The following is a 26,729-nucleotide window of genomic DNA, read 5'->3' as shown; positions in this document are numbered from 1 at the left end:
TTGTGGTTAGGTGGCCGCGTGCTCTGTTTCGGCGGCAGCGGCGTGCCGATCGTTCTGCTCCACGGCCTGATGGGCCGCGCGCGGACGTGGTGGCGGGTCGCCCAGTGGCTCCGGCCCTACGGCGCGGTGTACGGCCTCGACGCGCGCGGCCACGGCAACGCCCCGCGCGTCGGCCCGTGGACGACCGAGCGCTTCGCCGACGACGTCGCCGAGGCGCTCGAGACCCTCGACGCCGGGCCGGCCGTGCTCATCGGGCATTCGATGGGCGGCCTGCACGCCTGGGCGACGGCGGCGCGGCACCCGGAGCTGGTGCGCGCGGTCGTGTCGGAGGACTTCGCGCCGGACCAGCGCGGCCGGACCGTCGAGACCTGGCGCGGGTACTTCGAGAGCTGGCCGGTGCCGTTCGCCTCGCTCGACCACGTCCGCGAGTTCTTCGGCGACGCGGGCGAGTACTTCGCGGACTGCGTCGAGGAGCGTGCCGACGGCTTTCACCTGGTCGCGGACCTCGAGGACCTGTACGGCATCGCCGCCGAATGGGGCCGCCGGGACTACTGGGACGTCGTCGCCGCGATCCGCTGCCCGCTGCTGCTGGTCGAGGGCGAGCACACGGCCATGCCGCCCGGCCAGCAGGCGCTCGTCGCCGACCGGGTCGACGGCGCGAAACACCTGGTGGTGCCGGGCTCGGCCCACCTGCCCCACGACGAGGCCCCGGAGATCTACCGGGGTGCCGTCGAGGCCTTCCTCAGCCAGGTCCTGAACCGCTGACGGCGAGAAGGACGGTGCACCGCGCGCGCCGTTGAGCTCGGCGCACCGACCACCTCGCCGGTCACTTTCACGTGAAAGTGACCCTTCAGGCTCGGGCCAGGTCCGCTCGCCAGGCCGCTGCCGAGCGGTCGGCCGGGACGATCAGCGGCCAGACGTCCGCGCCGAGGAAGCCCGTCTCGTCCGCGGCCTTCGCCGCGGTGCACGTGTCGCGGGCCAAGCCCGCCTGAGCGGACAACGCGGCCACGGCGTCCTTTGTGGACTTCCCGAAGACGCCGTCCGTCGGCACCCCGAAGCCGGACGCACGCAGGAACTGCTGCGCGAGCTGCACCTGCCGGCCCGTGTCGCCCGGCTTGAGCAGCGGCCACTCGGCCTCCGCACGCGCCACCGCGACGCCGAGCACGCGCCCGACGGCCGTCCGCAGGTCCGGCAGCCGGTTGTAGAGCACCTGGCCGGGGCACTCGGTCGAGTTGAAGTCGCGGTGGCCCTTGATGAACTCCGGCGCGATGCCGTACTGGCTCGCGATGTAGGCGACGAGCGAGACCAGCGAGTTCCACAGGGCGGGCGGCACGTCCACCGTGCTGTAGAGGCCCTCGTTCTCGATGCCGATGACCTCGCTGTTGTGGCCGCCGACGTTGGCGCCCTGCACGTGCCGGGTGCCGCCGCGCAGGATCTCCAGGCTGCGGTGGCGGCCTTCGGTGATGTACCCGCCGCGGCTGTTCGTGAACTGCTGGCCGCTGTCGAGCCAGCCGTTCTTGTCCATGTGCAGGTTCTGGATGAACCGGGAGACGTAGTAGGCGCGCGCCAGGGAGAAGTCGTCGTTCATCGGCGGGTCGACCGCGTGGTGCACGACGATGTAGGTCGGCTTGTGGTTCTCCACCACGATGGTGCCGGTGGCGGGCCGGGCGCCCCAGTCGGCCGTCGGGTGGATCGTCGGTACCGGCACGGCCGCGCCGGCCGTCCCCGTGGTCGTCATCCCCAGTGCGCCGGCCGCGGACGCGGTCACCCCTGCCTTCAGCAGGGTCCGGCGGTCAACAGTGACCATGCGGAAAACGGTAACTCCGCACCGCGCCAATGACAACTATTGACCAACTTTGGTTGTAGCGCGTTAGTGTTCACCTGGCAGGGCGAAGAGGCCGTCGCGGGTCTGTTCCAGGAGGCCGTCGACGAGCAGGGAGTCCAGGCAGCGGTCGCGCTGGCCGCCGTCGTGCCAGACGAGGTCGAGCTTGGCCTTCTCGACCGGGCCTTCGCTGCCGCGCAGCACGTCGAGCAGCCGGCCGCGGACGTACCGGTCGGTGCCCGCGTACCGCTGCACCGGCTTGGCCGGGCCGGTGTACTCCGGCCGGCCGGCGAGCTGCCACGCGCATTCGTCGTGGATCGGGCAGTCCGCGCACTTCGGGGCCCGCGCGGTGCAGATCAGCGCGCCGAGCTCCATGATCGCGGCGGAGAACTTCGCCGCGGGTGCATCTTCGGCAGGCAGCAGCGCCTCGACGTCGTTCATGTCCCGGGTGTTGGACGCGGGCCCGGCGTCGCCGGCCCCGTGCACCGCCCGCGCGACGACCCGCCGGACGTTCGTGTCGACGACCGGCGCCCGCCGCCCGTAGGCGAACGCGGCGACGGCCCGCGCGGTGTAGGCGCCGATCCCGGGCAGCGCCAGCAGAGTGTCCACATCGGACGGAACGACGTCGCCGTGCTCCTTCGCGATGACCCCGGCGGCCTCGTGGAGCCGCAGGGCCCGGCGCGGGTAGCCGAGCTTCCCCCAGGCCCGCACGACCTCGCCCTGGGCCGACGCGGCCAGCGCCGACGGCACCGGCCAGCGCGCCATCCACTCGTGCCAGATCGGCTGAACCCGGACCACCGGGGTCTGCTGGAGCATGATTTCGCTGACCAGCACGCCCCAGGCCGTGCAATCCGGCGAGCGCCACGGCAGATCCCGGCCGTGTGCGGAAAACCAGTCGAGCAGTACGTCAGCGTCCACAGCCACGCCGGGAGGCTACTTCACCTCGGGAAGGCGCTCGCGGGCCACTTCCTCCGGCGACGGCATCGCGGCGATTTCCGCGGCGACCGCGCGGGCCGCGTCCCGGCAGGCGGACGCCTTCCGGGCCTGTTCGGCGACGGCGTCCGCGGTCAGCTCGCCGGGCAGGAGCCGCACCGCGGCACCCGCGGCGACCAGCGCGTCGGCGTTGGCGAACTGGTCGGCCCCCTGCGGCAGGACCAGCTGCGGCACGCCGGCGGCGAGCGCGCCGAGGGTGGTGCCGCTGCCGCCGTGGTGCACGACGAGGTCCGCGTGCGCGATCGCCGCTGCCTGCGGTACCCAGGCCCGGGCCGTCACGTGGGCCGGCTGCGGCCCGAGGGCCACCCCGCCGGTGGCCACCACGACGTGCGTGCCGAGCGTGGCCAGCCCTTCGATCGCCGTCGTGAGCACCTCCGGGGTGCCGAAGGCGGTGCCGAGGGTCAGGTAGATCAGCGGTCCCGGGAAGCCGCCCGGCTCGGCGAACGGCACCGGCCGCAAGGCGATGCGCTCGGCGGTCGCGAGGAAGTCCGCGTCCTGCAGCGACGGCGGGCAGATGTCGAGGTGCACGCCGCCGCCGGGACGCGTCAGCCCGATCCCGTCGGGGAACATCCGGCCGAAGCCGTGCCAGAGCGACGGGATCCCGGCGCGCTTCGCCGCGAGGCCCACCTCCGGGACGCCCCAGCCGTGCACGACCAGTTCCGGCCGCAGCCGCTTCAGGTCGGGTTCGATGTCTTCGGCGTAGATCTCGTAGAACGAGTCCGCGGGCCGGAACGGGTTCAGCCCTCGCAGCGACGCGTGGACGTGCTCACCGGCGGCGAAGTACACCTCGTGCCCGATGTCCCGCGCCGCGGCCGCGAGCGGGAGCATCGGGTACGTGTGGCCGGCGGACGCGAGCCCGGCGAACAGGATGCGCATGCTGTTCCCATCCAGATGTCTACGTCATCTGGATGGGAATGCTACTGGACCTCGGTGAGCTTCCCGGTCTTCACGTCGTAGACGAACCCGCGCACGGTCTCGGTGTGCGGCAGGTAGGCACTGCGCCGCACCCGCTCCATCGACGTCCGGACGCTGTTCTCGACGCTGCGGAAGGCCTCGACCGACCACGTCGGCCGCAGGCCCGTGTCGGTCTCGAGCTCGTCCTTGAAGTCGTCCTCGGTGACCATCGAGAGGCCGCACTCGGTGTGCTGGACGATCAGCACCTCGCGCGTACCCAGCTTGCGCTGCGAAAGCGCCAGCGAGCGGATCATGTCGTCGGTCACCACGCCGCCCGCGTTGCGGAGGACGTGCGACTCGCCTTGCAGGAGCCCGAACAGCTCGAACACCCGGATGCGGGCGTCCATGCAGGTCAGGATGGCCACCTGGAGCGACGGCTTGGGGGACGACCGGTCGCCGGGCGTCACCTCGCCGAGTTCCTGGTTGCGCTTGAGCAGTACGTCGATCGAGGTCATCGGTCACCTTCCGGCCAGTGGCCCCGCGGCGCGGGCGTACCACTCCATTGGACCGGGTCGGTGCCCCGATGGGCAATGCACTAAGGGCAATGTCACGGGGTGTCAGCCCCCGAACCACGGCTCCTCGACCGTCCGCGGCGGCGCCGACGTGCGGCCGACGCGCAGCTCGGTCGGCAGGGTGATCACCTTCGGCGCGCTCCGCTCGCCCGAGCTGAGCAGTAGCCGGCCTGCCGTCTTGCCCTTCTCCAGCACCGGCTGGTGGACCGTGGTGAGCCCGATCCGCTCGGCTTCGGCGATGCCGTCGAACCCGGTGACGGTGAGGTCCTGCGGCACCCGCAGCCCGCGCCGCTCGGCCTCGGCCATCGCGCCGAGCGCGAGGATGTCCGACGTGCAGATCACCGCCGTGATCTGCGGGTACGCGTCCAGCAGCTGGCGGGCCGCGGACGCGCCGTCGTCCACCGTGTGGTCGAAGCGCTCGACCACCGGGACGCTCGCCCAGTCGACGCCCGCCGCGGAGAACGCCACGGCCAGCGCTTCCAGCCGGGTGCGCTGGACGTGGAAGTGCGCGCCGCTCTGGCGGGCCGCCGAGACGAAGTCGTCGTTGCGCTCGCGGGCCAGCCGCATGCAGATGACGCCGACCTGGCGGTGCCCGAGCGTCACCAGGTGCTCCGCGATCTTGCCGACCGCGGCGGCGTCGTCCGGGCCGACGCGGTCGATGCCCTCGAAGCTCGGCTGGTCGATGATCACCGTCGGCACCGGCCGCTCCATCACGGCGGCGAGGTGCGGGTCGTCGTCCGGCACGGAGTAGACGACGAAGCCGTCGACACCGGCCCGGTGCACCGCGGCGACGTCTTCGCGGCCCGGGCTGGCCGGCACCAGGTGCAGGCCGACGCCGGCGTCTTCGCAGGCCAGTGCCAGTCCTTCGAGCACGCCGACGGCGGCGGGGTCGCGGAAGGCGTAGGAGAGGTTCTCGGTCAGCAGCAGGCCGACCGCGCCCGCCTTGCGCGTGCGCAGGGAGCGGGCGACCGGGTCTGGACCGGGGTAGCCGAGGCGCCGCGCTGTCTCGAGGACGCGGCGGCGCAGTTCCGGGGACAGCTGGTCCGGCCGGTTGTAGGCGTTGGACACCGTGGTCCTGGACACACCGAGCTCCGCCGCGAGCGACGCCAGCGTCGCCTGCCTCCGGGTGCGAATAGGACGTCCCATCAGCAAACCGTAACGGTTCAGATCGGTTTCCTGAAGAGACACCCCGCGTGGTCGATGTCTCGATCCGCATGCGCGCAGACGCATACACCAAAGCGGGAACTCATGGCCAGAAAGTCATCCGGATGGGGTAAGGTGAATCTGACAACGGTTACCATTAGCGTCTGCGTCCCTCTCAGGAGTTCCTCGATGAGTTCTCGTCGCACCAGGAGCGTGCTCGCCGCCGCTTCGGCTCTGTCCATGCTCGCTCTGGCCGCGTGCTCCGGCGGGACGTCCTCCGACGGCGGCGGCGCGCAGGCGGGCAGCGACGCCAAGATCAAGGTCGTCGCGTCGACCGACGTCTGGGGCAGCGTGGTCAGCGCCGTCGGTGGCGACAAGGTCGAGGTCAAGTCGATCATCCACGACCCGTCGGCCGACCCGCACTCGTACGAAACGACGGCGGACGACGCCCTCGCGGCGAAGGGCGCGCAGCTGCTGCTGTCCAACGGCGGTGGGTACGACGAGTTCTTCGGCAAGCTCACCGAGCAGGCGGGCAGCGCCAAGAAGCTCGTCGCCTACGACATCGCCGCCACCGGCGACGAAAACGAGCACGTCTGGTACGACCTGCCGGGCGTCGACAAGATCGCCGACCAGGTCGCCGCGCAGCTCGGCGAGCTCCAGCCGGCGTCGAAGCAGCAGTTCGCCGACAACGCGACCGCGTTCAAGACGAAGGTCGACGCGCTCGAGAAGCGGCTCGAAGAGCTCGGCGCCGCCCACCCGGGTACGAAGGTCGTCGTCACCGAGCCGGTCGCGCACTACCTGCTGGAAAGCGCCAAGATCACCGACGCGACGCCGAAGGCGTTTTCGGACGCGGTGGAGAACGACACCGACGTCCCGGCCGACGCGGTGAACCAGTACAAGCAGCTCATCGCCACCAAACAGGTCAAGGCGCTGATCAACAACGAGCAGACCGTGACGCCGCTGACCCAGGACGTCGTCAAGCAGGCGAAGGAGGCCGGCATCGGCGTGGTCGGCGTGACCGAGACGCTGCCCGCGGGTGTGACGGACTACATTGGCTGGATGACCGGGGAAGTCGACGAGCTGGCTGGGGCGTTGAAGTAGCCATGTCACCCGCATCCGACGACGTACGCCCCGCGGTCCGGGTCCGCGGGGCGGGGCTCGCGTTCGGCCCCCGCACCCTCTGGTCGGGGCTGGACCTCGTCGTCGAGCCGGGGGAGTTCCTCGCCGTGCTCGGCCCGAACGGCTCCGGCAAGAGCAGCTTCCTCAAGGCGCTGCTCGGCATGCAGGACCTGTCGGCGGGCACGGTCGAGATCGCGGGCGGCCGCCCCGGCGGCGCGAACCGCAGGGTCGGGTACATCCCGCAGCAGCGCGCCATCGACGAGGCGCTGACGCTGCGGGGTGTCGACCTGGTCGGGCTGGGCCTCGACGGGCACCGCTGGGGGTTCGGGTTCCCGGGCATGGCGGCCCGGCGCCGGCTCGTTTCCGAAGCTGTTTCCGCCGTCGGGGCCACGCGGTACGCGAAGCAGCCGGTCGGCAGGCTGTCCGGCGGCGAGCAGCAGCGGCTGCGGGTGGCGCAGGCCCTGGTCGGCGACCCCGAAGTGCTGCTGTGCGACGAGCCGCTGCTGTCCCTCGACCTGGCCCACCAGCGCGCGATCAGCGAGCTGATCGACGGGCGCCGCCGGTCGTCGGGCACCGCGGTGCTGTTCGTGACGCACGAGATCAACCCGGTGCTGCCGTTCGTCGACCGCGTGCTCTACCTGGTCAACGGGCAGTTCCGGATCGGCAAGCCCGACGAGGTCATGACGACGGAGACGTTGTCGGAGCTGTACGGCACCCGCGTCGAGGTGCTCAAGGTCGGCGGCCAGATCCACATCGCGGGCGCGCAGAGCGCGTTGTGCGAGGCCGAGCCGCACCACCACGAACACGACGTCGAAGAGCAAGTGGGCTGAGTCTTGGATCTGTTCGACTTCGGCAAGACCTGGGAGCTGATCACCGAGCTCGACGGCGTCCAGACGGCGTTGCTGGCGGCCGCGATCCTCGGCCTGGTGGCCGGCGTGCTGGGCCCGCTGATCGTGATGCGCCGGATGTCGTTCGCGGTGCACGGCACGTCGGAGCTGGCGTTCACCGGCGGCGCGGCGGCGTTGCTGCTCGGGATCGGCGTCGAGTACGGCGCCCTGATCGGCGCGGTGGTGGCGGCGCTGCTGCTGGGCATCCTGGGCGCCCGCGACGCCGACCGCGACTCGGTGATCGGCGTGATCCTGTCCTTCGGGCTCGGCATGGGCGTGCTGTTCCTGTCGTTCTACAAAGGACGGTCCGGGAACAAGTTCGGGATCTTGACGGGCCAGATCATCACCATCGATTCGACGAACCTGACGTTGTTCGTGGTGTCGTCGGTGGTGGTGCTGGCGGTGCTGGCGGTGGTGTACCGGCCGCTGTTGTTCGCTTCGGTGGACCGGAACGTGGCCGTGGCGCGCGGGGTCCCGGTGAAGACCCTCACCGTGGTTTTCGCCCTTTTGGTGGGCATTTCGACCGCGTTGAGCGTCAAGGTGGTCGGCTCGCTCCTGGTGGTGGCCCTGATGGTGACCCCGGCCGCGGCGGCCGCCCGCGTGACGGCGTCCCCGTGGAAGGCGACGGTGCTGTCGGTGGTGTTCGCCGAGGTGTCGGCGATCGGCGGGATCGTGCTGTCACTGGCACCCGGGCTCCCGGTGAGCGCGTTCGTGACGGCGATTTCGTTCCTGATCTACGTGGTGTGCCGGGTGATCGCCTGGCAGCGCGACCGCCGGACGAGGGTGAGCACGGTGGAGCCGGCCCTCGTCGCGGCGGCCTGACTCAAGCGCCCCAATGTGGCGTTCGGTGCGTTGGACGCACCGAACGCCACATTGGGTGCGTTGGACGCAACCAACGCCACATTGGGGCGCTGTCAGCCGAGCATCAGCAGGACCTGCAGCTCACCCACCACGAACCCGATCACCCCGCCGACGGCGATCAGCTTCCACTCGTCCTGCCGGAACGCCGGCCGCAGCAGGCCCTCGAACTCCAGGGGTGTCAGGGCCAGCATCCGCTGCTCGATCACCTTCGCGACGTCCATCGCCTCGGTGAGGTAGCCCTCGGCGTACCGGGCCGTGTCCGGCAGGTGCTCCAGTGCCTTCCGCGCCGCGGCCTGCTTCATCTCCTTCAGACGGGTGCCGCCGACGGTCCAGGCCAGGGGCATCTGCGCGTCGACCGTTTCCGACACGAGGTGCTCCACCCGCGCCGCCAGCCGGTCCGCTCGGGGGCCGCGCAGGATGGCGTCCAGCAGGTTCTGGACCGTCAGGACCTCGTTCGCGATCAGCTCGCCGTACTGCCGCGCCACCTCGGCCCGGCGGCGCTGGAACTTGCCCTGGAAGATCACCCGGCCCACGCGCACCGGCTCGCGCGGGACGAAGATCAGCTTGATCGCCAGCCAGTCGGTGCACAGCCCGATCACCCCGCCGAAGACCGGCAGCACCCACGGCTCGCGCGTGACCGCCCACACGATCGTCTGGACCAGGCCGAGCCCGAAGCCGAAGTAGATGCCCATCCGCGCGATGAACGCCATTTCCGGCCGGGACGTCTCGCGGATCAGCCGCACGAGCAGCTTCTTGTCCCGCGTGAGCCGCTGGACGGTCATGTGCTGGACGTCGAGCACCTCGTCGAGGTTCTCGCGGACGTCGTCGAGGAACTCCCGCACCAGCCGCGGCGCCGACGCCTGGACCTGCTTGACCAGCATCTCCTGCGCCAGCGTCGGCAGCACCTCCCACAGCCGCGGGTGGTGCTCGGCCAGCACCTCGCGCGCGATGTGGTCGACCGCCTTCAGCAGCGGCTGTTCCAGCTCGCTGGTGATGATCACCGGATCGATCCGCGCGAGCACTTCCCGCAGGTCGAGCAGGTTCGCGGTGAGCAGCTCGGTCGCGACGGCGGCCATCCGCCCGCCGTGCTTCGGGACGACGCCCTGCCACCCCAGCAGCGGCGGGATCCCGATGAACTCGAGCGGCCGGAACATCATTTCGATGGCCACGCGCTTGGTGACGTACCCGATCAGCGCGGCGACGAAGGGCATCGCGGCGTAGAGCGGCCAGTGCAGGGCGAGGTCGTGCAGGACAGCGTCCATTCCGGCCTCCCTCGCGGTCCCGAGATCGAAACCGTACCGGCTACCCGACGAGCGCCGAAGCCTCCTCCGCCTGCGGGGCGCCGAGTTCCTCGAAGACGTCCCGCGCGCGCCGCCAGCAGCCGCGGGCCTGGTCCGGCTCGCCCAGCCGGGCCAGCGACCGGCCCAGGTTCATCAAACGTCCTCGCCCGGCCGTAGTCGTTGCCCGTGATCAGTGCAGCAGGAGGAGCACCTGGAGCTCACCCACCAGGCCACCGATGACCGCGCCGACGGCGATGAGCTTCCACTCGTCCTGCTTGAAGGCCGGCCGCAGGATGCCCTCGAACTCGAGCGGGGTCAGCTGCTGCATCTTCGTGACGATCGTGTTTCGGACGTCGAGCGCGCCGGTGGCGTAGCTCTCGACGTGTTTCACCGTTTCGGGGAGGAACTCGATCGCTTTGGCGGCTGCCGCGCGCTTCATCTCCTGGTACTGCCGGCCGCCGATGGTGAGCGCGACCAGCGGCTTGGCGATGCTGGCTTGCGCGTCGATCGTGCGCTGCACCTCGCGGGTGACCATGGCGAACAGCTTGTCCGAGCGCGGCCCGGTGAGCACGGCCTCCATCACGTTCCGCACGGTGAGCACCTCGTCGGCGATCAGCGCCCCGTAGTCGGCGGCGACCTCCTGGCGGCGCTTCTGGAACATGCCCTGCCAGCGGAAGAAGCCGAACCCGCGTGGTTCGCGCGGGTAGAAGATCATCTTGAGGGCGAGCCAGTCCGTGACGAAGCCCGTGACGAAACCGAAGACCGGCATGATCAGCGGTTGCTTCGTCAGCGCCCAGGCGACGAACTGGACCAGCCCGATGACGAACCCGAACCAGATCCCCGAGCGCGCGATGAACTTGAACTCGGGCGCGGCGACCTCGCGGATCAGCCGGCAGGTGAGCGACTTGTCGCGGACCATCGCGCCGATCAGCATGTCGTTGACGTCGAGGACGTCGTCGATGTTAGCGGAGACGTCCCGCAGCAGCCGCTTGACGACGGCGGGCGCCTGCGCGCGGACCTGGTCGACGAGCAGCCGCTGCGCCCGCGCCGGCAGCATCTCCCACAGTCGCGGCTGGTGGGTCTCCATGACCTCCCGCGTGACTTCTTCGACGGCCTTCAGCAGCGGTGGTTCGAGCTCTTTGACCATTTCTTCCGGATCGAGCCTGCTGAAGATCTCCTTCGGGTCGACGAGGTTGCGGGTGAGCAGATCGACGGCCGTGGTGGCCATCCGCCGCGCGTTCGCCGGGATGACGCCCTGCCAGCCGAGGGGTCTGACGCCTTTGAACTCCAGGGGGCGGAACATCATCTCGATGGCGACGCGCTTGGTGAGGTAGCCGATCAGGGCGGCGATCAGCGGCATGCTGGCGTAGACCGGCCAGTGGGCACCGATGTCCGCGAGTATGTCCACTGTGGCCTCCTCGCGTCGGGCCCCAGAATGCCATGCGTCACCGGGGGTTCCAATATCCGTGATGCATCCTTTTGGCGGTACGCCCCGAAGGACCCTTGCTCATTAAGGTGGCCCGATGGTCGCGCCTGAGAAGCCCCACTCCCCGAAGACCGCCCAGTTCGCCGTGGGTGTCCGCGGCTACAACCAGCGCCAGGTCGACGAGCGTCTCGCCGAGCTGACCAAGGAGCTGCGCGAGACGTCGCGCAACCGCGACGACGCCGTCGCGACGTCCGCGGACCTGACGAAGGCCCTCGCGTACGCGCAGAAGGAGCTGGCCGAGACGAAGGCCGCACTGGCCAGGATGAGCTCGAGCCCGTCCGGCGCGGGCGCGATGGCCGAGCGCGTCCGGATGATGATGCAGCTGGCCGAGGAGGAGATCGCGGACCTGCGATCGGCGGCGGAGGCGGACGCGGCGTCGACCCGTGACCAGGCGGACAAGTACGCGCACGAGACCCGCCGCACGGCCGACAAGCTGGCGAAGGACGCGGAGGAAGAGCGCGCGCGGCTGCTGTCGGAGGCACGGGCCGAGATCGAGAAGCTGAACGCGGCGGCGGGCGCGAAGCGGGTCGAACTGGCGGCGGCGGCCGAGCGGGCCCGCCAGGAAGCGGACGCGGCGGCGGAGGCAGCGGCGGCGGCGGCGCGTGAAGAGGCGGACCGGGTCGCGGCGGAGGAGCTGGCGGCGCGGAAGAAGGCCTTCGAGGAGGAGTTCGCGCAGAAGAAGCGCGAGACGGAGGCGGCGCTGGCGGCGGCTCGGGATTCCCAGGCTACGGCGGATCAGAACCGGAAGCTGGCGCTGGACCTGCGGGCGAAGGTGGCTGAGCGGATCGCTGCGACGGATGTGGCTGTGAAGGAAGCCATGCGGTTGCTGGTGCCGCCTGCTGAGGAGGATGCGGGCTCGGGCTCGGGCTCGGGTCCGGCTTCGGCCGAGAAGCCCGCCGCCGCGGCGAACGGCGACCGCAAGCCGGCCCCGGCACCGAAGGCCTCGGCCCCGGCGAAGGCCTAGTTATCCACATCGGCTCGGGTTGTCCACAGATTTCCGGAGTGAGCGTTTTTGCAGGTCAGAGCCGGTAGCCTGGACTAGGGACGCCCTCGGGAGGGTGGGCAGGGTTCCGGCAAAGTCGTGTCGTTGCAGGCAGGCACGGCTCTCGGTGGTGATCATGTGGTTGTCGAAGCCCATGATCTGTGAGAGAGCCGTGCCTGCTGTTGCATCTTCTCCCATTCCTGCCGCGGTGGCTCAGCTGGCCACCGCCGCTGACCTTGACCAGGTCGCTGACCTGCGGGAATATCTCGTCCTGGTGCCTGATCCACGGAAGCGGCGCGGGATACGGCATTCACTGGAATCGATCCTGACGCTGGCCGCCGCCGCGGTCGCCGCGGGAGCCCAGTCGTTCACCGCAATCGGCGAGTGGGCCGCGGATGCACCACAGCGTGTGCTGGCCCGGCTGGGCACCCGGTTCGACCCCTGCCGTGACCGGCACGTCGCCCCGGGCGAGGCCACCGTGCGACGGGTGCTCTCCAGCATCGACGGCGACGACCTCGACACCGCGATCAGCGCCTGGATTACCGCGACCACCACCGCAGGCAGCCCATCGGAACGCACGCCAACAGCGATCGCGGTGGACGGCAAATCACTGCGCGGCACCTTCGCCCGCACCGGCGGAGCGGGGGTCCATCTGCTCTCCGCACTGACCCACCAGGACGCGATCGTGCTGGCCCAGCAGAACGTGGCCAGGGGAACAAGCGAGATCACCTGGATGCAGCCCCTGCTCGACGGCATCGACCTCACCGGCGTCGTGGTCACCGCCGACGCACTGCACACCACCCGCGGCCTGGCCCGCTACCTCACCCACCGCGACGCGCACTATGTGTTCACCGTCAAGGAAAACCAGCACCGCCTCCACGCCCGGCTGCAGGCGTTGCCCTGGCCCCAGGCCACCCGCCACACCAGCACCGGAATCGGGCACGGACGCCTCGAACAACGCACCACCGAAGCCCTGCCCGCCCCCGACGACCTCGACTTCCCGCACGCCGCACAGGTCTTCCAGACCACCCGCTACCGCACCGACCGCGTGAGCGGAAAACGGGAAAATCACACCGTTTACGGCATCACCCCCCTCACCCCCGACCAAGCCGGCCCCGCCACCATCGCCACTCTCCTGCGCGGGCACTGGAGCATCGAGAACCGGCTGCACTGCGTCCGCGACACCACCTACGGCGAAGACGCCTCCCGCGTCCGCACCGGCACCGCACCCCGCGCCATGGCCACCCTCCGCAACCTCGCCATCAGCGCCTACCGCGCAGCAGGCCGCACCAACATCGCAGCCGCCCTACGCCACACAGCCCGCCACGCCACCCGGCCCCTCACCCTCTACGGAATCCCCACATGACCAGCACAAACAACTTTGCCGGGCCCCTGCGGGAGGGTGGCAGGGTTCCGGCAAAGTCGATCGCTGAGTGACCCTTCACCGGGTGGCCGAAGGCCGGTGGAGCTGTCGCCGATGCAGTGAACGACTCGTTCACTGCGCCAGACGTCATGAAAGACACTTTCATGACGTTCGAACCCGCTGCCACGCCCGGCTGAGCCCAGCAGCGCGGCTGCTCGGACAACTTTGCCGGAACCCTGCGGGAGGGTGGGGGCCTGTGTGGGGCCGGCCGGGGAGGTGGCCGACACTCGTGGGTGGCTGGCAGTCTGCACAGCAGCCGCTGATCACCCACGAGACGGGAACTGTGCATGATCCTCGAGACCGAGCGGGCCGCCGTGTGTGCCTATGCGCGCCGGATGGTCGGTGACGGCCTTGTTGTCGGGACCTCCGGGAACGTCTCCGTGCGGGCCGGTGATCTCGTCGCCGTCACGCCCACCGGGGTTGCCTATGCCAGCCTCACCCCCGCTGACATCGCCGTTGTCGATCTCGGGGGGCAGGTTGTCGATGGCTCGCTCAAGCCGACCAGTGAACTTCCGATGCACCTCTCCGTCTACTGGGACGTCCGTGACCCGGATGGTGAGCCCGTTACCGCCGTCGTCCACACGCACTCGCCGCATGCCACCGCCGTCTCGACGCTGGTGCGGGAAGTTCCGCCGATCCACTACGTCATCGCCACGATCGGACCGTCGGTGCGCGTCGCGCGCTACGCCACCTATGGCACGCCCGAACTCGCCGCCGCCGTGCTGGAAGCCCTTGATGGGCGCCGTGGCTGTCTGATGGCCAACCACGGCACCCTTACCTACGGTGACGGCCTTGAGGCCGCCTATCACCGGGCCCAGCAGCTCGAATGGGCCTGCCGGGTGTGGCTGCTCGCGCAGAGTGCCGGGCGGCCCAGTCTGCTGCCGCCGGTCGAGGTTGCCAACGTCGTCGACCGGCTGCGGGGTTACGGGCAGGGTTAGGACGCCACCGCGTCCAGCAGCTCGGCCACCGACGGGTCGTCGACCGCCTCCTTGATGCACTGCCACAGCTGCAGGTTCGCCGTCGCCCAGCGGGAGTACGTGGCCGCCGCCTCCGGGTTGTAGAAGTAGTAGCCCTCGTCGTGGACCTCGCACTGCTCGCCGACGATCTTGTGCGCCAGCTCGCGCAGGCTCAGCCCGTTCTCGCGCAGGTAGTGGTGCGCCAGCACCACCGGCGTCACCGGCAGCGCCTTGAACAACGTGTCCGCGTCGCTCAACGCCTGCGCCTCCAGGGAAATGTCCCGGCCGCGGGTGGCCATTTCCGCTTCGTCGACGATCTCGTCGATCCACCGCGCGATCCGCGGTGGCACGCCGCATTCGGCGAGGATTTCCAGCCGCATGCTCCGGCCCGCCGCGGCGGGCGAGTTCCGGAGCACCAGGTAGTTGACGTCGTGCACCAGCGCGGCCACTTCCACCGCCGCGACGTCGGCGCCGTTGAAGCGGGCGAAACCGGCCGCCTTCGCGCGGACGAAACTCACGTGGTGCCAGCCGTGGAACTGCAGCCGGTCGGCGTACTGCCGGCAGAGCCGGTGGACCTTTCTCTCGACGGCGCCGACGATCACGTGGTCGATCGTGCTTTCCTGCGTGCGCATACACCTCTCCCATCCCGGCCGTGGTATTTCAGACGGGTGGAGTAATGGTAAGCGCCGCTGACGCCGGTGTGTAGCTAGATGCGGTCGGCCAATTCCCCCAATCGGACCTCGACCGGAACGTGACGATGGCCGATTCCGCAGGCCGGGTCGAATGACAAGCTGAAACTGCTCACCGGGCGTGATTTCACGAGGAAAGTCATCGTTCCGGCGGCCGCTTCGGGGATCCGGTGGAATTCGTCGGCCAGCATGGTGGCGCAGGCTCCGGCCGCGCACCGCGTCCGGCGGCGCAACCGCGCCGACGCGATCAGCCCGGTGCCGGCGTCGATCGTCGTCTCGTACCGCTCGTGCAGGTAGTCACCACGGAGGATCGTGGTGCAGAAGTGGTACCTGTGGTTGTGCACGGAATCCGCGTACCCGGCCCGCCAGTCCTCCTGCGCCTTGTATTCGTGCAGCCAGAAGGAAAACGGGTCGGACGGCGAATCGAGCAGGCACCAGGCGAAGTGCGTCGTCGTTTCCCGGGACGAGCGCAGGACCTTCGTGGCCTGCGCGGCAGTCAGCGTGCGGAGCTGCGCGCGCAGCTCGTCCCGCAGGCCGGACTGGGCGGCCCACGGCCGGAACCAGCCGTCGACCGCGCGCCATTCCGAGGCGAGCGGGAACCCGGCCGTGCGCAGGCGCGTGGCCAGTTCGGAAAGGGGGGACAGGCGGGTGAGCAAGGTCAGCTCCCTAGCTCGGCGACTGCGGAGAACTCCGCGCGGAAGGCGTGGAACTTGGCCTCCAGCTCGCGGAACTGCTCCTCGGACAACGGGGATCCGGTGATCTTCTCGAACAGCGCCAGGAAATCCGTCCGCGTCGTCGCGGACGTGATGCGGAAGTGGCGGCCGGTCCGGGACTGCGAGACGCGCACGAATTCGGCGCGTTCCATGTTGTAGAGGAAGGAACCTTCGGTGAACCGCAGGGACCGCGGGTACAGCTTCGTGGCGCCGCGGACGTCGCTGTAGAGCGACACCCACACGCTGTCGTCGAACATTTCGAGCCGGTCCAGCGGCGGGTCGGCGACCACGGTGATGTCGACCGACGCGCACCGGCTGCGCGCCAGGAAGAGGCCGACGAGCCCGATCCGGATCTCTTCGTCGAGCCGGGTCTGGATCCGCTCGTAGTCGACGTCGGCCTCCTCGCGCCGCAACAGGTACCGGGCGCGCCCGCTGATCGAGTTCGCGTCGCGCGGATCGGCGATGACGGCGCGCAGTTCCCGTTCGGTGCGGGAAAGCAACAGGCGGGCGGCCGCGTGCCGCCCGGAGAAGCCGCGGAAGAAGTACTGCCGCGTCGCGTCGAGGTCGGCCATCAGCCTGCGGTTGAACGCGGGGTCCGGATCGGTGGTCGGCTCGAACACGTCGGTGGGGAAGAACTCCTTGTTCAGCGCGCGGTATTCGGCGCTGAGGTCCTCGAGGGCACGCCGGCTCTCCTCGATCACCGGTGTCACGAGCGCCTTCTGTGACGCGCTCGCGGTGATCAGGGTGGTGCCGAACCCGACGATCGCGGAGATCAGGGTGCCGGTGCCCAGCGACGTCACCAGGTTCTTCCCGGTGCCGGGGTCCATCAGGCCGGCGATCCACAGGCTCAGGCCGGCGACCACGACGAGCACCGTGAGGAGCAGGCTCGTCCTGGTCCAGAAGATCTCTTGCAGTGGGGTACGGCGGAGGCGTCCGCCAGCCGCGGCCACGTGCTTCACCTCCCTCGAGCCACTCGAACGGACGTATGCGTAAAGTGTCTGTTCGAGCGCGGGGAGTCACTTTACGCGCCTCGGAGGGTGTGCGAAATAAGAAGTTCGGGGGACAGGACTGACGGACAGACGTCACTCTCGGCAATAACTTTCCGGCTCGGGCGGTTTTCCGAAAATCGCGGAAAACCATGATCAAAGAGTGCGCGGCAGCCCCTTTTCGTACCAGCCGGGCCCGGGCGCGGCGGTCATCAGGAAATCGACGACGACCGGTGCGGGCGCCGGGTGGATCTCCGGGTGGTCGCGTTCGCCGCGGGCGGTGTCCACCGGCCAGGCCAGTTTCTCCACGTCGAGCGAAAACTCGCCGCCGGCGCCGGTGCGGTTGCCGCGGGCGTCGAGCCTGGACCACTTGCCGTGCAGGTACACGGCGTTCAGGCCGTGCAGCGCGGAGAGCTCCTGGTAGCAGAAACCGGCCGGAATCCCTTGTGCGCGCAGCAAAGCGGCGAGCAGGTGGGCCTTGGCGTAGCAGATGCCGACGCGTTCGCGCAGGACGTCCGACGCCCGCCAGGTGACTCGCGGATCGTCGGCGTCGATGACGTGTTCGACCTCGTCGCGCACGAACAGGAAGGCGGTTTTCGCGGCTTCGACGGGATCTTCACCGCCGGGACGCAGCGCCGCGGCCAGCGAGCGGATCGCCGGGTGCCCGTGGTCGACGACGGCGTCGGCGGCGAGGTAGTCGCTCAGCCGATCGGACGTGGGCGTTGGGTCGAGGGCCATCCACGCATCCTGACAGGCTCGGCCATTCGGGCGAGAACGATTTCCGGGCCCGGCTACGCTTCGCGTTTGTCCACTACGGAACGTAAAAGTCCGGTGGGAAGCCGGTCCAGCGCAGCTCGGCGGGGAGGTGGCTCAGGTCGTTGTAGGCCAGCAGCGACGCGGGGCGGCCCGGGGAGTACCGGATGACGGTCAGGCCGGCGTTGGCGTGAGTGAGGGTGAGCCAGCGCCACGGCGGGGCGTCCTGGGAGGCGCGGATGAGCCAGCCGACGAGGAAGTTGTGCGTGACAAGCACTTCGTACCGCGGCTCGCTGCCCGGCACCGGGCCGGTGAACCGCCGTTCGGCTTCGACGGCGAGGTCTTCGTCGGCGGGCGGGAACTGGCGGGCGAAGGCGAGGAGGAGGTCACCGGAGGTTTCGGGGAGCTCCTCGCGCTTCGGCGTGTACGGGACGAAGTCGCCTGCCGCCTTCTCGACGTAGAGGGGAACTTCGGGGAGCTGGCCGGCGATGAGGTGCGCGGTCTCGGTGGTCCTCGGGAGCGGCCCGTGGTGGATGGCCGTGACGGGGACATCGCGGAGGCGACGGCCGAGCAGGATGGCCTGGCGCTGACCGGCTTCGGTGAGCCTTCCGTCCGGCCCCGCCTCGGCGTGGCGGGTGAGGAAGAGGTACCGCGTGGTCAGCACGGGTCCAGGCTTTCACGCTTGGGCCGTTCGGGTGAGCGGGTTCGACGAATTCGCCGCAGCCTCAGCCGATGGGGACGAGGGTGCCTTCGGGGCGCTGGCTCGGGGCGAACTGGGCACTCAGGCGCAGCGCGGCCGGGTGGGGCGAGAGGACCGTCGAGGCGAACGGCGTGATCGTGAGGTCGTGGCCGCTGTTCGTGTGGAGGTGGACGCTCACGTGGACGTTGCGGTCCGCCGGGATCTCGAAGGAGACCGATCCCCAGGAGACCACGTACTGGCGGCCGTCGATGCTGGCTATCGGTGCGTACGCGCGGACTGTGTGGCCCAGGTGCGGGATCTCGACCGTCAGGAGGCGGCGGGGGCCGTTGTGGTTGTCCACGTACGGGATCACGCCCGGCACCTTGGCCAGGTCGACAGGATCGGTCATGACTCGGGGCTCCCGCTCAGAACTGGTAGTACAAGGTATGGAACCGCGCTTGACCTGCGGTTCATGACCTAGATCATGCCGCCAGGCCGTCATCGGGCCGTGCCGGGGGTTCAGGCCGGACGCCGAGCACGTTGTCGACGGCCTACGACGCGCCGCAATGCCGAGGCTTGATCGGCACAGCGGAGATATCCGACGAGCGTGAAGGACCTCGACTGTCTTGTGCGGATTGAGTCGGCGGCTCAGTGGTCACCGAAGCTGTCGCAGTGCTCCTGGCTCGGGGAGTTGATGCGCGTATGTAACGCCTCATGTCTTCTGAGCGAACTTGATACAGCAAAGCTTGGAAGCTTCGTGGTTCGACAGGGATAGGAGATCAATTGGGTGCCGATCGACCGCCGCGTAGTATTCTTGGTGATGTGAAGGAAACTCGTTCTTCGCTTTCGGAGTTACTGTCTCTCGCGGTTATTGCCGCGCTTGGAATTAATCTGGTATCGGGCACGTTATCCAGTTTCCTGGGAGATAAGGTCTCCGTTATTCTCGGCAGCGCTCTGGTGGGTCTAGTGACCGCATATGTTGTGGCAAAAAAGCTAAAGAAGCGGGCGCTGTATGAGCGGGTTAACGCGGTTTTCCTGACGATTGACGAATTCGAGGAATCGGCCGCACGTCGACCAGAGGTCGATGACGTGGACAATCAAGAGTATGAAAATGGCTATCATCGGGTATCCTCGATCCCCGGCTATGGATTTTCTGAAGAATTTCGACGGCTGACCAGATCCTTATTTGCAGAAAATCAGGCTCTTCATGCCCAGTGGAAAAAGGAGCCATTTCGGCTCGTTAGACGCAAAATCTCCAGGAATGAAAGTAACGCTGAAGGCGTCGACGCGCGTGGTCGCGAGAAGCGGACAGTAAAGATTTCGAGAGTTCGAATGGAGGTGCCGAACAACGCTTCGGTCAAACTTGTCAAAGAAGTTGTCGAGTTTATGCTCCTTCAGCGTTTGTCGAGCCATCTTCGTGACTACTTTGGCAATGCGGACCGATTTAAAAAGCAAGACTTGGTCGACATGGAACGCAACGATGTTCCGGCTGTGCTACTGAGCAATAGGGCTTTTGCCTTATTTACGGGAGATGTGCGGGATCGAGTGGGATTCGATCCACTGGATGGCGTGGATGGCGACGAAGACGAAGCTGAAGTATTCATGATTCAGTCTGGCTCATATTACTATAGCAGATTTGAACTGACTTTGCCGAAGGGTAGTAAGGTTGAGCGTATCGACACCGGACATGTCCGGATCTTCAATAAGAGTATGTCGCTAGAGTTGGAAGTCGATTTTCATGCGACGAACGCCTCCCTTCCGCTCAACTTCAGTGCCGGCTACCTTGGAAGTCTCCAAGATGACGGCAAGATCACCGCTTGGCGCGTAAGCGTGCATATTAGGGCCTCTGTTCGAAGCAGAATCATCGCATACGGTAAGAAGCATGCTTATCATGCTTGGCTCGATTCCATAATCGAAAGCTTTCGGAGGGATCTGGATTTCGACGCCTTCAAGGAAGAAATTTCTTGGATGAATGCAAATGCCACGATGCGCGCGATTGCTGCTTTGATGAATAGGCGAGCGAGGGCGGAGAGTAAAAAGCCTGAGTTGAAAGTGATTCAATCGAAGGTCAGTGAGCGTGGAGCTAGCGATTTCACGTAGTCGGCGGAGCCGGTCGCCTCAGTCCAAGAGCAACTCTCGAAGTTAAACGCGTAATCGATAGCCCGGCGGGTCCGATCCTTACTCGACGGCATGAGATGCGTGTATGTCCGCAGTGTGAACCCTGGATCGCTGTGACCGAGGTGTTCTGCGAGTGCGGTGATGGACTCGCCAGCGTCCAGCAGCGTGGAGGCGTAGAAGTGCCGCAGCGCGTGGAACCCGTCAACGCGCTTGACCCGGGGAACCTCCGCCTTCTTCAAGGCTGGCCCCCACACCCACTGGTTGTAGACCGGGCGGGAGATGGCAGTCAGGTCCCGTGAATAGACGATGACCCGAGCCGAGACGAGTTCCCCGCCGGGGTGCTGCCACGGCAGCGTGACGACGATCGGCGGGAACTTCGCGACGTGCTCCTTTATGTCCTGGGCGACCGACGAGGGCAGCGGGACCTCGCGGATCTTGCCCCGCTTGGGCGGCCCGAAGCATGGCTTGCCGTAGACGAACTTCACCTGTCGCTGGACCGTCACCATGTCTTCGTCGAAGTCGACGTCATCGAGGGCCAGGCCGAACGCCTCACCCTGCCGCAGGCCGAGACCGGCACCGAGCGACACCGTGACCTTGTACCGCTCGGAGATGGCACCGCGCACGGCGTGAACCCGGTCGGTCGTCCATGGAACGATCTTGCGCGCGGGAATGGACGGCTTTCGCACCGACGCCGCGTTGCACGGATTCTTCCTGATCAGCTCGTCATCGATCGCAGCGTTGAAGATGCTCTGCACGTGGACGAAGAGCACCTGCCGGTAGCTCGCCGCGAGCTTGCAGTCCTGCAGCGCCCGGTCCCACTCCCGGATGCTCGACGGCTTCACCATGTCCAGGTACTTGTCCCCGAGGTGGGGATAGATGTGGTTCTTGAGCCGGACGCCGACCGACTCACGCGTGGACTCCTCGAAGGTCTGCGTGCGCAGCCACTTGTCCGCGTACTGTTGAAACGGCACCTTCCCCGCGTCCGGATCGGTGTACGCCCCTGATGTGCTCCGAAGATTTCGGACGCCGCTCAAGCAGACTATATCATGCTGCTTGGTGTTGGGTGAACCATTCGTCGAGTACTTCGCGTGGTGGCCGGTATTCGAGTGCTGAATGTAGCCGGCGTGTGTTGTAGAAGCCTTCGATGAACTTGATGATCTCGCGGCGGGCTTCGGTCCGGGTGGCAAAGGTGCGGTGGTGTATCCATTCTGCTTTGAGTTTTCCGAAGAAGGATTCGGCCATGGCGTTGTCGTAACAGATCCCGGTCCGCCCGACCGATTGCCGGATATTTTCCTGACCCAGCAGGCGAGAGAACGCGTAGGAGGTGTATTGGCTGCCGCGGTCGGAGTGGAATATCGCCCCCTCGGGCAACGGGATACGGTCGGCGGCCATTGTCATGGCCGCGGATACCAGGCCGGTGTCGTAGCGCTTGTCCACACTCCATCCCAGAATGGTTTTCGAATAGCAGTCGATCACTGTCGCGAGGAACAGCGGGCCTTCGCCGGTGTTGACCTGCGTGATGTCACCGACCATCTTCGCCCCCGGCGCCGGCGCGGTGAAGTCCCGCCCGAGCAGGTCCGGGATCGTGCCTGCGGCGCGGCCGGCTACGGTCAGCCCCCGCCAGGGCTTGACCTGCACCGGAAGCAGGCCGGCGGTGCGCATCAGGCGCCGCACCAGCTCGTCGTCCACCCGCACGCCACTGCGCTGCAGTTCCGCATGCACCCGCCGATACCCGTAGGTGCGATGCGAAGAGTCGAACACCGCCCGAATCTGCGCCGTCAGCATTTCCCGGCGCCGCGCTTGCGCCGACACCACCCGGCGCTCCCAGTCATAGAACCCCGAACGGGACACGCCGAGCAACCGGCACATCCAGGTGACATCGAAATGGGCCTTCTCCGCCGCGATACACGCGTAGCGTCGCGCTACCGTTGTTCCTTCGCGAAGAAGGCCGCCGCTTTTTTCAGGAACGCGTTTTCCTGTTCCAGCTCCTGGACACGCCGTTCCAGTTCAGCTTCCCGGCCCCCGGCCCCGGCCGGCCGGGCCGCGTCTCTCCTCTTTTTCTCCGCGGTCACCCAGTTATGCACCGTCTGCGGGACCAGGTCGAAATCCCGGGCCGCCTCACTGAAACTTGACCCGCCCTCGAGGACCGCCTTGACGACCTCCGCCTTCAACTCCGGCGAATACCTTCGCTGTCTCCTGACCATGAAACACTCCTCCGGATCCTCCAGCAGTCTACTTGGAAGACGTGTCCGGAAACATCGGAGCACTTCACCCCTGATTCATGTCGTGTTCGACCTTGGTCAGGAAGTCGTCGGCCGCGCGCTTCTGCTTGTCCGCAAAGGCTTTGCTCCGCTCAGCGCCGGTCGGGTCGACGTACCGCACCCGATAGCGCATCCCGACGCCGTAGAGGTCGGTCTTCTCAAGCACCGGCTTGCCGCGCCCGTTGAGCACCACCTGGCCGTGATCGTCCTTCTTTGGCCGGTACCAGCGGTCCTGGACGTGTCCCATCAGGCAGCCTCCAGCCCGGCTACCCAGGCCCGGACCGACGCGGAGTCGTACCGCAGGTGCCGGCCAACCTTGCTCACCGGCGGCCCCTCGCCCCGCCACTTCCACTGGTAGAGGGTCTTCACCGGCACGCGGAGATAGGCAGCGACGTCCTCAACCGACCAGAGCTGGTCAGTGCCTTCGAAGTTGTTCATGGTTCCCCCTGGTTAAGCAGCGAGCTGAGTTGCCGAAGTTTCCGGACCGTCCCCTGGTGGTCCGGCGGCAGCGAGTAGCGCCCGGTCGTACTCGGCCTTCCACGTGATCCGCTCCGCGATCGCGCGCATGACCAGGTGTGGCCGGGGCGGGACCTGTGGGTCTCCCGGTTCGACCTTGCGCCAGACCAGCCGGGCCGGGTCCGGTTGCGGTTTCTCGATCCCGATCGCGGCCAACGCCTGCGCCACGAAGGCTTTCCGGTCGGCTTTGTGGTCGTCGAGGGTCTTGCCCGACCATTTGCGCGACACCAGCACCCGCCGCCCCGGCAGTCCGAGCGTGGTCCGGCGGTGAGCGCGTCCCTTGCAGTGCCCGGGGGTGGTCTTGCTGCCCGCGCCCTTGGGTTGGATCCCGTAGAGCAGCCAGACCGCGCAGCGAGGCGAGCACGGGGTGACCGACAGTTCGGCGTGCAGCCGGTCGTGGTGATCCCGTAGCCGCGCGGTGTCTGCCTCGACCACTTCCCCGGTGGACTTGGTGAGGTACTTCGTGAGGTAGCCGATGTGGCGGCCGGCCTCTTCGGTGCCGCCGAGGATGCCCTTGGAGTGCACTTGCCGCCCGAAGGTCACCACATGGGCGGGGTCCTCGACCTCTTCCACGGCGTCGTCCCAGCTGGTCAGCGGTCGCCGGCTGTCCGGGTCCAGGAATGCGCGAGTGTCCGGGTCCCAGACCGGCAGCCGCTCCGTGTAGACGATCTGGTCGTGTGACGGCCACCAGACCTGGTGGTAGGTGGCTTCGGTGACCTGGCGGATGACGTCGTGTGGGATGGCACCGCGGATTGCCGCATGCAGGTGGGGAGCGGTCCGCTTCTGCGGCTCGACGGTCGCGAAGTACTGCGCGTCCCAGCCAACAACCCGGCGCAGGTTCTGCCACCACCGATCCACTAGGGCGGAGAAGTGCACCGCATCCCGGGCAGCCCGCCGGTAGTCGTACCGGGACGGGTCGAGAGGTGCTCCATCACGGACCGGGCCGTAGGTGTCGCAGGTCAGGGTCACGAACATGGATGGCCGGAACTTCCCCGCGTACTCCTGGCCCACGGTGGTCTTGGCGACCTTCCGCCGGGGCAGGTTCGGCGCGTCCTGCCGACGACGGGTCGAGCGCTTCACCGCCCGCTTGGTCGGGACGTGGAGGGCGGGCAGGCGGCCGCGCATGCCGAGTTGCCGAAGTTCCGCGTCGACCCCGGCGACCTCTTCCCGCAGTTCCTCGGCCTCTGCTTGGTCGTGCTCGACCACCTCCCGGTACGCCGCGACCAGATCAGCCCGGTAGGTCAGCAGCTCCTTGTGATCCTCCGACGGTGGCTCGGCGGTGAGGACGGGTTCTTCGGTCAGGTGCCAGCCTTCACGGCACTGGGCTTGCCGGATCGCTTTCGCCTTCCTGGCACACGGTAGGCAGACCGATTCGACGGTGGAGCCACACGGGACCGGGACGTAGCGGAGTTCGCCGGTCTCGGTGTCGCCGACCTCCATCGTGAACGGGCGGACGCAGACGCCGTGCTTCTCCGCCGTCGCCCGGATCACGTCGGCAGCCAGCGGTGTCCGCATCCGTTCAGCGCGGGTTTCGGTCATCAGGCTGCCACCTCCCCGGGCGTCGACCAGCCGCGCAGCAGGTAGACCGGCATGTCCTGCTTCGCCCCTGCCGGGAGGTCGGGGAACGTGCTCGGCTCGAACCGGACCACGCCGAACACCAGGACCGGGATGCCGCAGGGTGTTCGTCCGCTGATCGACAGGTGCACCCACTTGCCGTCACACAGCCGCCACAGCCGGGCCGAGACGTCCTCGAGCGTCTGGCTCCACACCAGCAGCGCCCGCGACACCTCCGGCAGCCCGTCCACGTCGAGCTGAACAGTTATCGGGCTGGACCAGGCGTTGACGTCAACCGAGGCGACCGGCGGCAGCTGGTAGGAGTCGAGGTGATCGCGGATGGCGTCGAGGAAGATCATCAGACGGTTCACGCGGCCACCCCCTCACCGCCGTGTCGCAGATCCGCGACACCCCCGTTGGTCACGTACGCCTCCAGCGCCTTCACGGTGCGGTCGGAGACCCACCCGGCGCGGATGCGCAGCGGTTCGCGGATGCCTTCACCCCAGACGTAGCCGACACCGGCCTCCGAGTCGCCAATGCGGTTGGCCCACGCTCCGCGTTCGTACGCGCCGTCCCCGAGGACCATCCCGACGTGCGTCTTGGAGGTCACGCGCAGGCACACGCGTCGGGTGAACAGCTCCCGGACCGGGACGGTGTCTTTGGTGGGCTCCTGGACGTAGCCACGGACTGAGATGCCCAGTGCTCGACCTTGAGTGGTCAGGAGCGCGACGCGTTCCCCGATGGCCTCACGCGTCTTGCGATCCGTGTACTTGGTCAGCGCGCCGATCTCGTCGAACTCCAGCAGCTCCAACGGATACTCCGTCGAGACCGGGATCGTGCGCAGCCGACCGGCGAACGCGCGCTTGCGGGATTCCATCTCCTCCACCAGGCCGTCAAGCAGCTCGACTGCATCCTTGCCGCCGACGGCGTAGCGGGAGAAGATTCCGCGCCCGTAGGCGAGTTCCATGCCCTTGGGGTCGATCCCAGACATGCGCACCACCCCGGCCCGGATCGCCGAGGCCGCCGCCACGAGTGGGCACCACATCACCGAGTTCTTGCCCGCACCCGAGGCACCGGCAGTCAGGCAGTGCGCACCGGAGCCGAGCAGCGGAACGCGCCAGTCACGCCCGTACTCGGTCCGCCCGGCCCAGACGTGGCGCAGGTCCACACCGGTCGAGTCGACACCGTCCGGAACCTGCGGGCCGGCCACACCTCCCGCGAGGAGGTCACGCCGCTGGAAATCGATGGACACCACGTTCGGTGCCAGCTCGCGGACCTGGCAGCGAGCGACCTTCCGCGCGACGGCCAGCGCCCGGGCCGCCTCGTCGAAGTCTTCCGGCTTCTGCCCGGCCACCAGTTCCACCTGGACCTCATCCCACGAGGCACCCGACCGCACGCCGAGCACCTCGGGCTGTCGGGTGCCGGAGCGAGTCGAGGTCGAGCGGGAGAGCGCGCGCCGACGGCCGACGAGGTTCACGTTCACCACCACCGGCAGCGCCTCGTCCCGCACCGACAAGCCACAGGCATGCAGCCACTCCGGCAGCTTCCGGCCGTAGACCGCCCACCGCGCCCACCACGAGCGCAGGAACCGCCAGCACCACTGATCGAACGAGACAGCGTCGATCGCCCACCACGTAACCAGAACCGCCGCGACACCGCTCAGCGTCAGCGCGAGGGAGAGCCATCCGAGCAGTTCGCACCAGGCGTAGAACGCGATCACGGTCAGGCTGGTCCGCCACCGGGTCACGACCTGCGCGAGCATCCACACCACGGCCTTGCACAGCCACCACAGGGCCACGAACACCACGGTCGCCGCAGCCAGACCTTCGACCACGGACGCCAGGGCGCGGCCGACCTTGTGCAGCACCCACACGCCGAGCCCCAGCCCGGCCAAGCCCACTATCGCGAAACCGGGAGACATCACCGACCACCCCGCTTCACCCGAAGATCCAGCGGCAGCATTCCCAAACAGGGAGCGCACTTGGTCTCGCCGGGAAGCAGTTTGGCGAAGCGTTTGCAGGAGGCGCAGCGCGTTCGGGTGA

The 26,729-nt window shown here is 68.1% G+C and carries 30 protein-coding genes; 8 read left to right on the top strand and 22 right to left on the bottom strand.

The genetic code is table 11. The annotated features are described in order from the left end of the window. Positions 1–18 precede the first annotated feature (18 nt). Positions 19–765, top strand: coding sequence for an alpha/beta fold hydrolase (locus tag BLW76_RS45975; protein ID WP_091318830.1), 747 nt, complete (start codon positions 19–21; stop codon positions 763–765). Positions 766–850: 85 nt separating this feature from the next. Here BLW76_RS45975 and BLW76_RS45970 read toward each other — a convergent pair whose 3' ends face one another. The 5 genes from BLW76_RS45970 to BLW76_RS45950 form a co-directional block, all read right to left on the bottom strand. Then, positions 851–1,807, bottom strand: coding sequence for a peptidoglycan recognition protein family protein (locus tag BLW76_RS45970; protein ID WP_091318829.1), 957 nt, complete (start codon positions 1,805–1,807; stop codon positions 851–853). 63 nt (positions 1,808–1,870) lie between these two features. Beyond that, positions 1,871–2,746 carry an HhH-GPD family protein gene (locus BLW76_RS45965; protein ID WP_091318827.1) on the bottom strand — a complete coding sequence of 292 codons (876 nt, stop codon included), beginning with the start codon at positions 2,744–2,746 and terminating at the stop codon, positions 1,871–1,873. 9 nt (positions 2,747–2,755) lie between these two features. Further along, entirely contained in the window at positions 2,756–3,691 is a 936-nt protein-coding gene (locus BLW76_RS45960; protein WP_091318825.1) for a glycosyltransferase, read from the bottom strand. A gap of 41 nt (positions 3,692–3,732) precedes the next feature. Further along, positions 3,733–4,224 (bottom strand): beta-class carbonic anhydrase, encoded by a 492-nt coding sequence (locus BLW76_RS45955; RefSeq protein WP_091318823.1) that lies wholly within the window; start codon positions 4,222–4,224, stop codon positions 3,733–3,735. A 102-nt stretch (positions 4,225–4,326) separates the two neighbouring features. Further along, complete coding sequence (locus BLW76_RS45950) at positions 4,327–5,427, bottom strand: LacI family DNA-binding transcriptional regulator (RefSeq protein ID WP_091318822.1); 1,101 nt, start codon at positions 5,425–5,427, stop codon at positions 4,327–4,329. Positions 5,428–5,613: 186 nt separating this feature from the next. Here BLW76_RS45950 and BLW76_RS45945 point away from each other — a divergent pair, with 186 nt between their 5' ends. Genes BLW76_RS45945 through BLW76_RS45935 form a run of 3 tightly spaced genes read left to right on the top strand, consistent with a single transcriptional unit; the run spans position 5,614 to position 8,252 of the window. Beyond that, complete coding sequence (locus BLW76_RS45945) at positions 5,614–6,525, top strand: metal ABC transporter solute-binding protein, Zn/Mn family (protein ID WP_091318820.1); 912 nt, start codon at positions 5,614–5,616, stop codon at positions 6,523–6,525. A gap of 2 nt (positions 6,526–6,527) precedes the next feature. Further along, positions 6,528–7,373: a metal ABC transporter ATP-binding protein gene (locus BLW76_RS45940; RefSeq protein WP_091318818.1), complete on the top strand. Its 846-nt coding sequence runs from the start codon at positions 6,528–6,530 to the stop codon at positions 7,371–7,373. A gap of 3 nt (positions 7,374–7,376) precedes the next feature. After that, positions 7,377–8,252 carry a metal ABC transporter permease gene (locus BLW76_RS45935; RefSeq protein ID WP_091318816.1) on the top strand — a complete coding sequence of 292 codons (876 nt, stop codon included), beginning with the start codon at positions 7,377–7,379 and terminating at the stop codon, positions 8,250–8,252. A gap of 92 nt (positions 8,253–8,344) precedes the next feature. On the opposite strand, the gene BLW76_RS45930 is transcribed toward BLW76_RS45935, so the two are convergent. The 3 genes from BLW76_RS45930 to BLW76_RS45925 are packed head-to-tail and all read right to left on the bottom strand — an operon-like array spanning position 8,345 to position 10,931. Beyond that, positions 8,345–9,553: a DUF445 domain-containing protein gene (locus tag BLW76_RS45930; protein ID WP_091318815.1), complete on the bottom strand. Its 1,209-nt coding sequence runs from the start codon at positions 9,551–9,553 to the stop codon at positions 8,345–8,347. Positions 9,554–9,593: 40 nt separating this feature from the next. Next, complete coding sequence (locus tag BLW76_RS50635) at positions 9,594–9,725, bottom strand: hypothetical protein (RefSeq protein WP_279627729.1); 132 nt, start codon at positions 9,723–9,725, stop codon at positions 9,594–9,596. Between the two features lie 36 nt (positions 9,726–9,761). Next, entirely contained in the window at positions 9,762–10,931 is a 1,170-nt protein-coding gene (locus tag BLW76_RS45925) for a DUF445 family protein (protein ID WP_208613631.1), read from the bottom strand. Between the two features lie 163 nt (positions 10,932–11,094). Here BLW76_RS45925 and BLW76_RS45920 point away from each other — a divergent pair, with 163 nt between their 5' ends. From BLW76_RS45920 to BLW76_RS45910, 3 genes are all read left to right on the top strand, one after another. Then, positions 11,095–12,021, top strand: a complete 927-nt coding sequence (locus BLW76_RS45920; RefSeq protein ID WP_091318811.1) for a coiled-coil domain-containing protein — start codon at positions 11,095–11,097, stop codon at positions 12,019–12,021. Further along, positions 11,906–13,405 (top strand): ISAs1 family transposase, encoded by a 1,500-nt coding sequence (locus BLW76_RS45915; protein ID WP_425266050.1) that lies wholly within the window; start codon positions 11,906–11,908, stop codon positions 13,403–13,405. The genes BLW76_RS45920 and BLW76_RS45915 overlap by 116 nt, the downstream gene beginning before the upstream one ends. A 344-nt stretch (positions 13,406–13,749) precedes the next feature. Beyond that, complete coding sequence (locus BLW76_RS45910) at positions 13,750–14,400, top strand: class II aldolase/adducin family protein (protein WP_091318807.1); 651 nt, start codon at positions 13,750–13,752, stop codon at positions 14,398–14,400. On the opposite strand, the gene BLW76_RS45905 is transcribed toward BLW76_RS45910, so the two are convergent. From BLW76_RS45905 to BLW76_RS45880, 6 genes are all read right to left on the bottom strand, one after another. Further along, complete coding sequence (locus BLW76_RS45905; RefSeq protein WP_091318805.1) at positions 14,397–15,050, bottom strand: HD family phosphohydrolase; 654 nt, start codon at positions 15,048–15,050, stop codon at positions 14,397–14,399. The two genes, BLW76_RS45910 and BLW76_RS45905, sit on opposite strands and share 4 nt — an antisense overlap. 74 nt (positions 15,051–15,124) lie before the next feature. Further along, complete coding sequence (locus tag BLW76_RS45900) at positions 15,125–15,763, bottom strand: hypothetical protein (protein ID WP_091318803.1); 639 nt, start codon at positions 15,761–15,763, stop codon at positions 15,125–15,127. Positions 15,764–15,765: 2 nt separating this feature from the next. Next, positions 15,766–16,779, bottom strand: a complete 1,014-nt coding sequence (locus tag BLW76_RS45895; protein ID WP_167384948.1) for a hypothetical protein — start codon at positions 16,777–16,779, stop codon at positions 15,766–15,768. Positions 16,780–16,962: 183 nt separating this feature from the next. Further along, positions 16,963–17,544, bottom strand: coding sequence for a transglutaminase domain-containing protein (locus tag BLW76_RS45890; protein ID WP_091318801.1), 582 nt, complete (start codon positions 17,542–17,544; stop codon positions 16,963–16,965). A gap of 73 nt (positions 17,545–17,617) precedes the next feature. Continuing rightward, a complete protein-coding gene (locus tag BLW76_RS45885) occupies positions 17,618–18,223 on the bottom strand; it encodes a histidine phosphatase family protein (protein WP_091318799.1) in 606 nt (201 codons plus the stop codon). Positions 18,224–18,284: 61 nt separating this feature from the next. After that, the gene (locus tag BLW76_RS45880) at positions 18,285–18,647 is read right to left on the bottom strand and encodes a hypothetical protein (protein ID WP_091318796.1); all 363 of its coding nucleotides are present in this window, start codon (positions 18,645–18,647) and stop codon (positions 18,285–18,287) included. A gap of 374 nt (positions 18,648–19,021) precedes the next feature. On the opposite strand from BLW76_RS45880, the gene BLW76_RS48255 reads away from it, so the two are divergent. After that, complete coding sequence (locus BLW76_RS48255) at positions 19,022–20,338, top strand: hypothetical protein (protein ID WP_143060807.1); 1,317 nt, start codon at positions 19,022–19,024, stop codon at positions 20,336–20,338. Here BLW76_RS48255 and BLW76_RS45875 read toward each other — a convergent pair. The 8 genes from BLW76_RS45875 to BLW76_RS45840 form a co-directional block, all read right to left on the bottom strand. Next, a complete protein-coding gene (locus BLW76_RS45875) occupies positions 20,296–21,390 on the bottom strand; it encodes a tyrosine-type recombinase/integrase (protein ID WP_167384947.1) in 1,095 nt (364 codons plus the stop codon). The two genes, BLW76_RS48255 and BLW76_RS45875, sit on opposite strands and share 43 nt — an antisense overlap. A 10-nt stretch (positions 21,391–21,400) precedes the next feature. Continuing rightward, positions 21,401–22,261, bottom strand: coding sequence for an IS3 family transposase (locus BLW76_RS45870; RefSeq protein ID WP_244170719.1), 861 nt, complete (start codon positions 22,259–22,261; stop codon positions 21,401–21,403). A 17-nt stretch (positions 22,262–22,278) separates the two neighbouring features. Then, positions 22,279–22,560 (bottom strand): transposase, encoded by a 282-nt coding sequence (locus BLW76_RS45865; RefSeq protein ID WP_091316954.1) that lies wholly within the window; start codon positions 22,558–22,560, stop codon positions 22,279–22,281. 64 nt (positions 22,561–22,624) lie between these two features. Further along, positions 22,625–22,864, bottom strand: coding sequence for a hypothetical protein (locus tag BLW76_RS45860; RefSeq protein ID WP_208613508.1), 240 nt, complete (start codon positions 22,862–22,864; stop codon positions 22,625–22,627). Further along, positions 22,864–23,055: a helix-turn-helix transcriptional regulator gene (locus tag BLW76_RS45855; protein WP_091318792.1), complete on the bottom strand. Its 192-nt coding sequence runs from the start codon at positions 23,053–23,055 to the stop codon at positions 22,864–22,866. The genes BLW76_RS45860 and BLW76_RS45855 overlap by 1 nt, the downstream gene beginning before the upstream one ends. Positions 23,056–23,067: 12 nt before the next feature. Next, on the bottom strand, positions 23,068–24,672 hold the full coding sequence (locus BLW76_RS45850) for a replication initiator (protein WP_091318790.1): 1,605 nt from the start codon (positions 24,670–24,672) through the stop codon (positions 23,068–23,070). Next, the gene (locus tag BLW76_RS45845; protein ID WP_091318788.1) at positions 24,672–25,058 is read right to left on the bottom strand and encodes a hypothetical protein; all 387 of its coding nucleotides are present in this window, start codon (positions 25,056–25,058) and stop codon (positions 24,672–24,674) included. The genes BLW76_RS45850 and BLW76_RS45845 overlap by 1 nt, the downstream gene beginning before the upstream one ends. Further along, complete coding sequence (locus BLW76_RS45840; RefSeq protein ID WP_091318786.1) at positions 25,055–26,608, bottom strand: FtsK/SpoIIIE domain-containing protein; 1,554 nt, start codon at positions 26,606–26,608, stop codon at positions 25,055–25,057. The genes BLW76_RS45845 and BLW76_RS45840 overlap by 4 nt, the downstream gene beginning before the upstream one ends. Positions 26,609–26,729: the final 121 nt, after the last annotated feature.

It is taken from the genome of Amycolatopsis tolypomycina (assembly GCF_900105945.1).
Classification (GTDB): Bacteria; Actinomycetota; Actinomycetes; order Mycobacteriales; family Pseudonocardiaceae; genus Amycolatopsis; species Amycolatopsis tolypomycina.
Note: the sequence above shows the minus strand (reverse complement) of the source record. Positions and strands in the feature narration are given on the sequence as shown.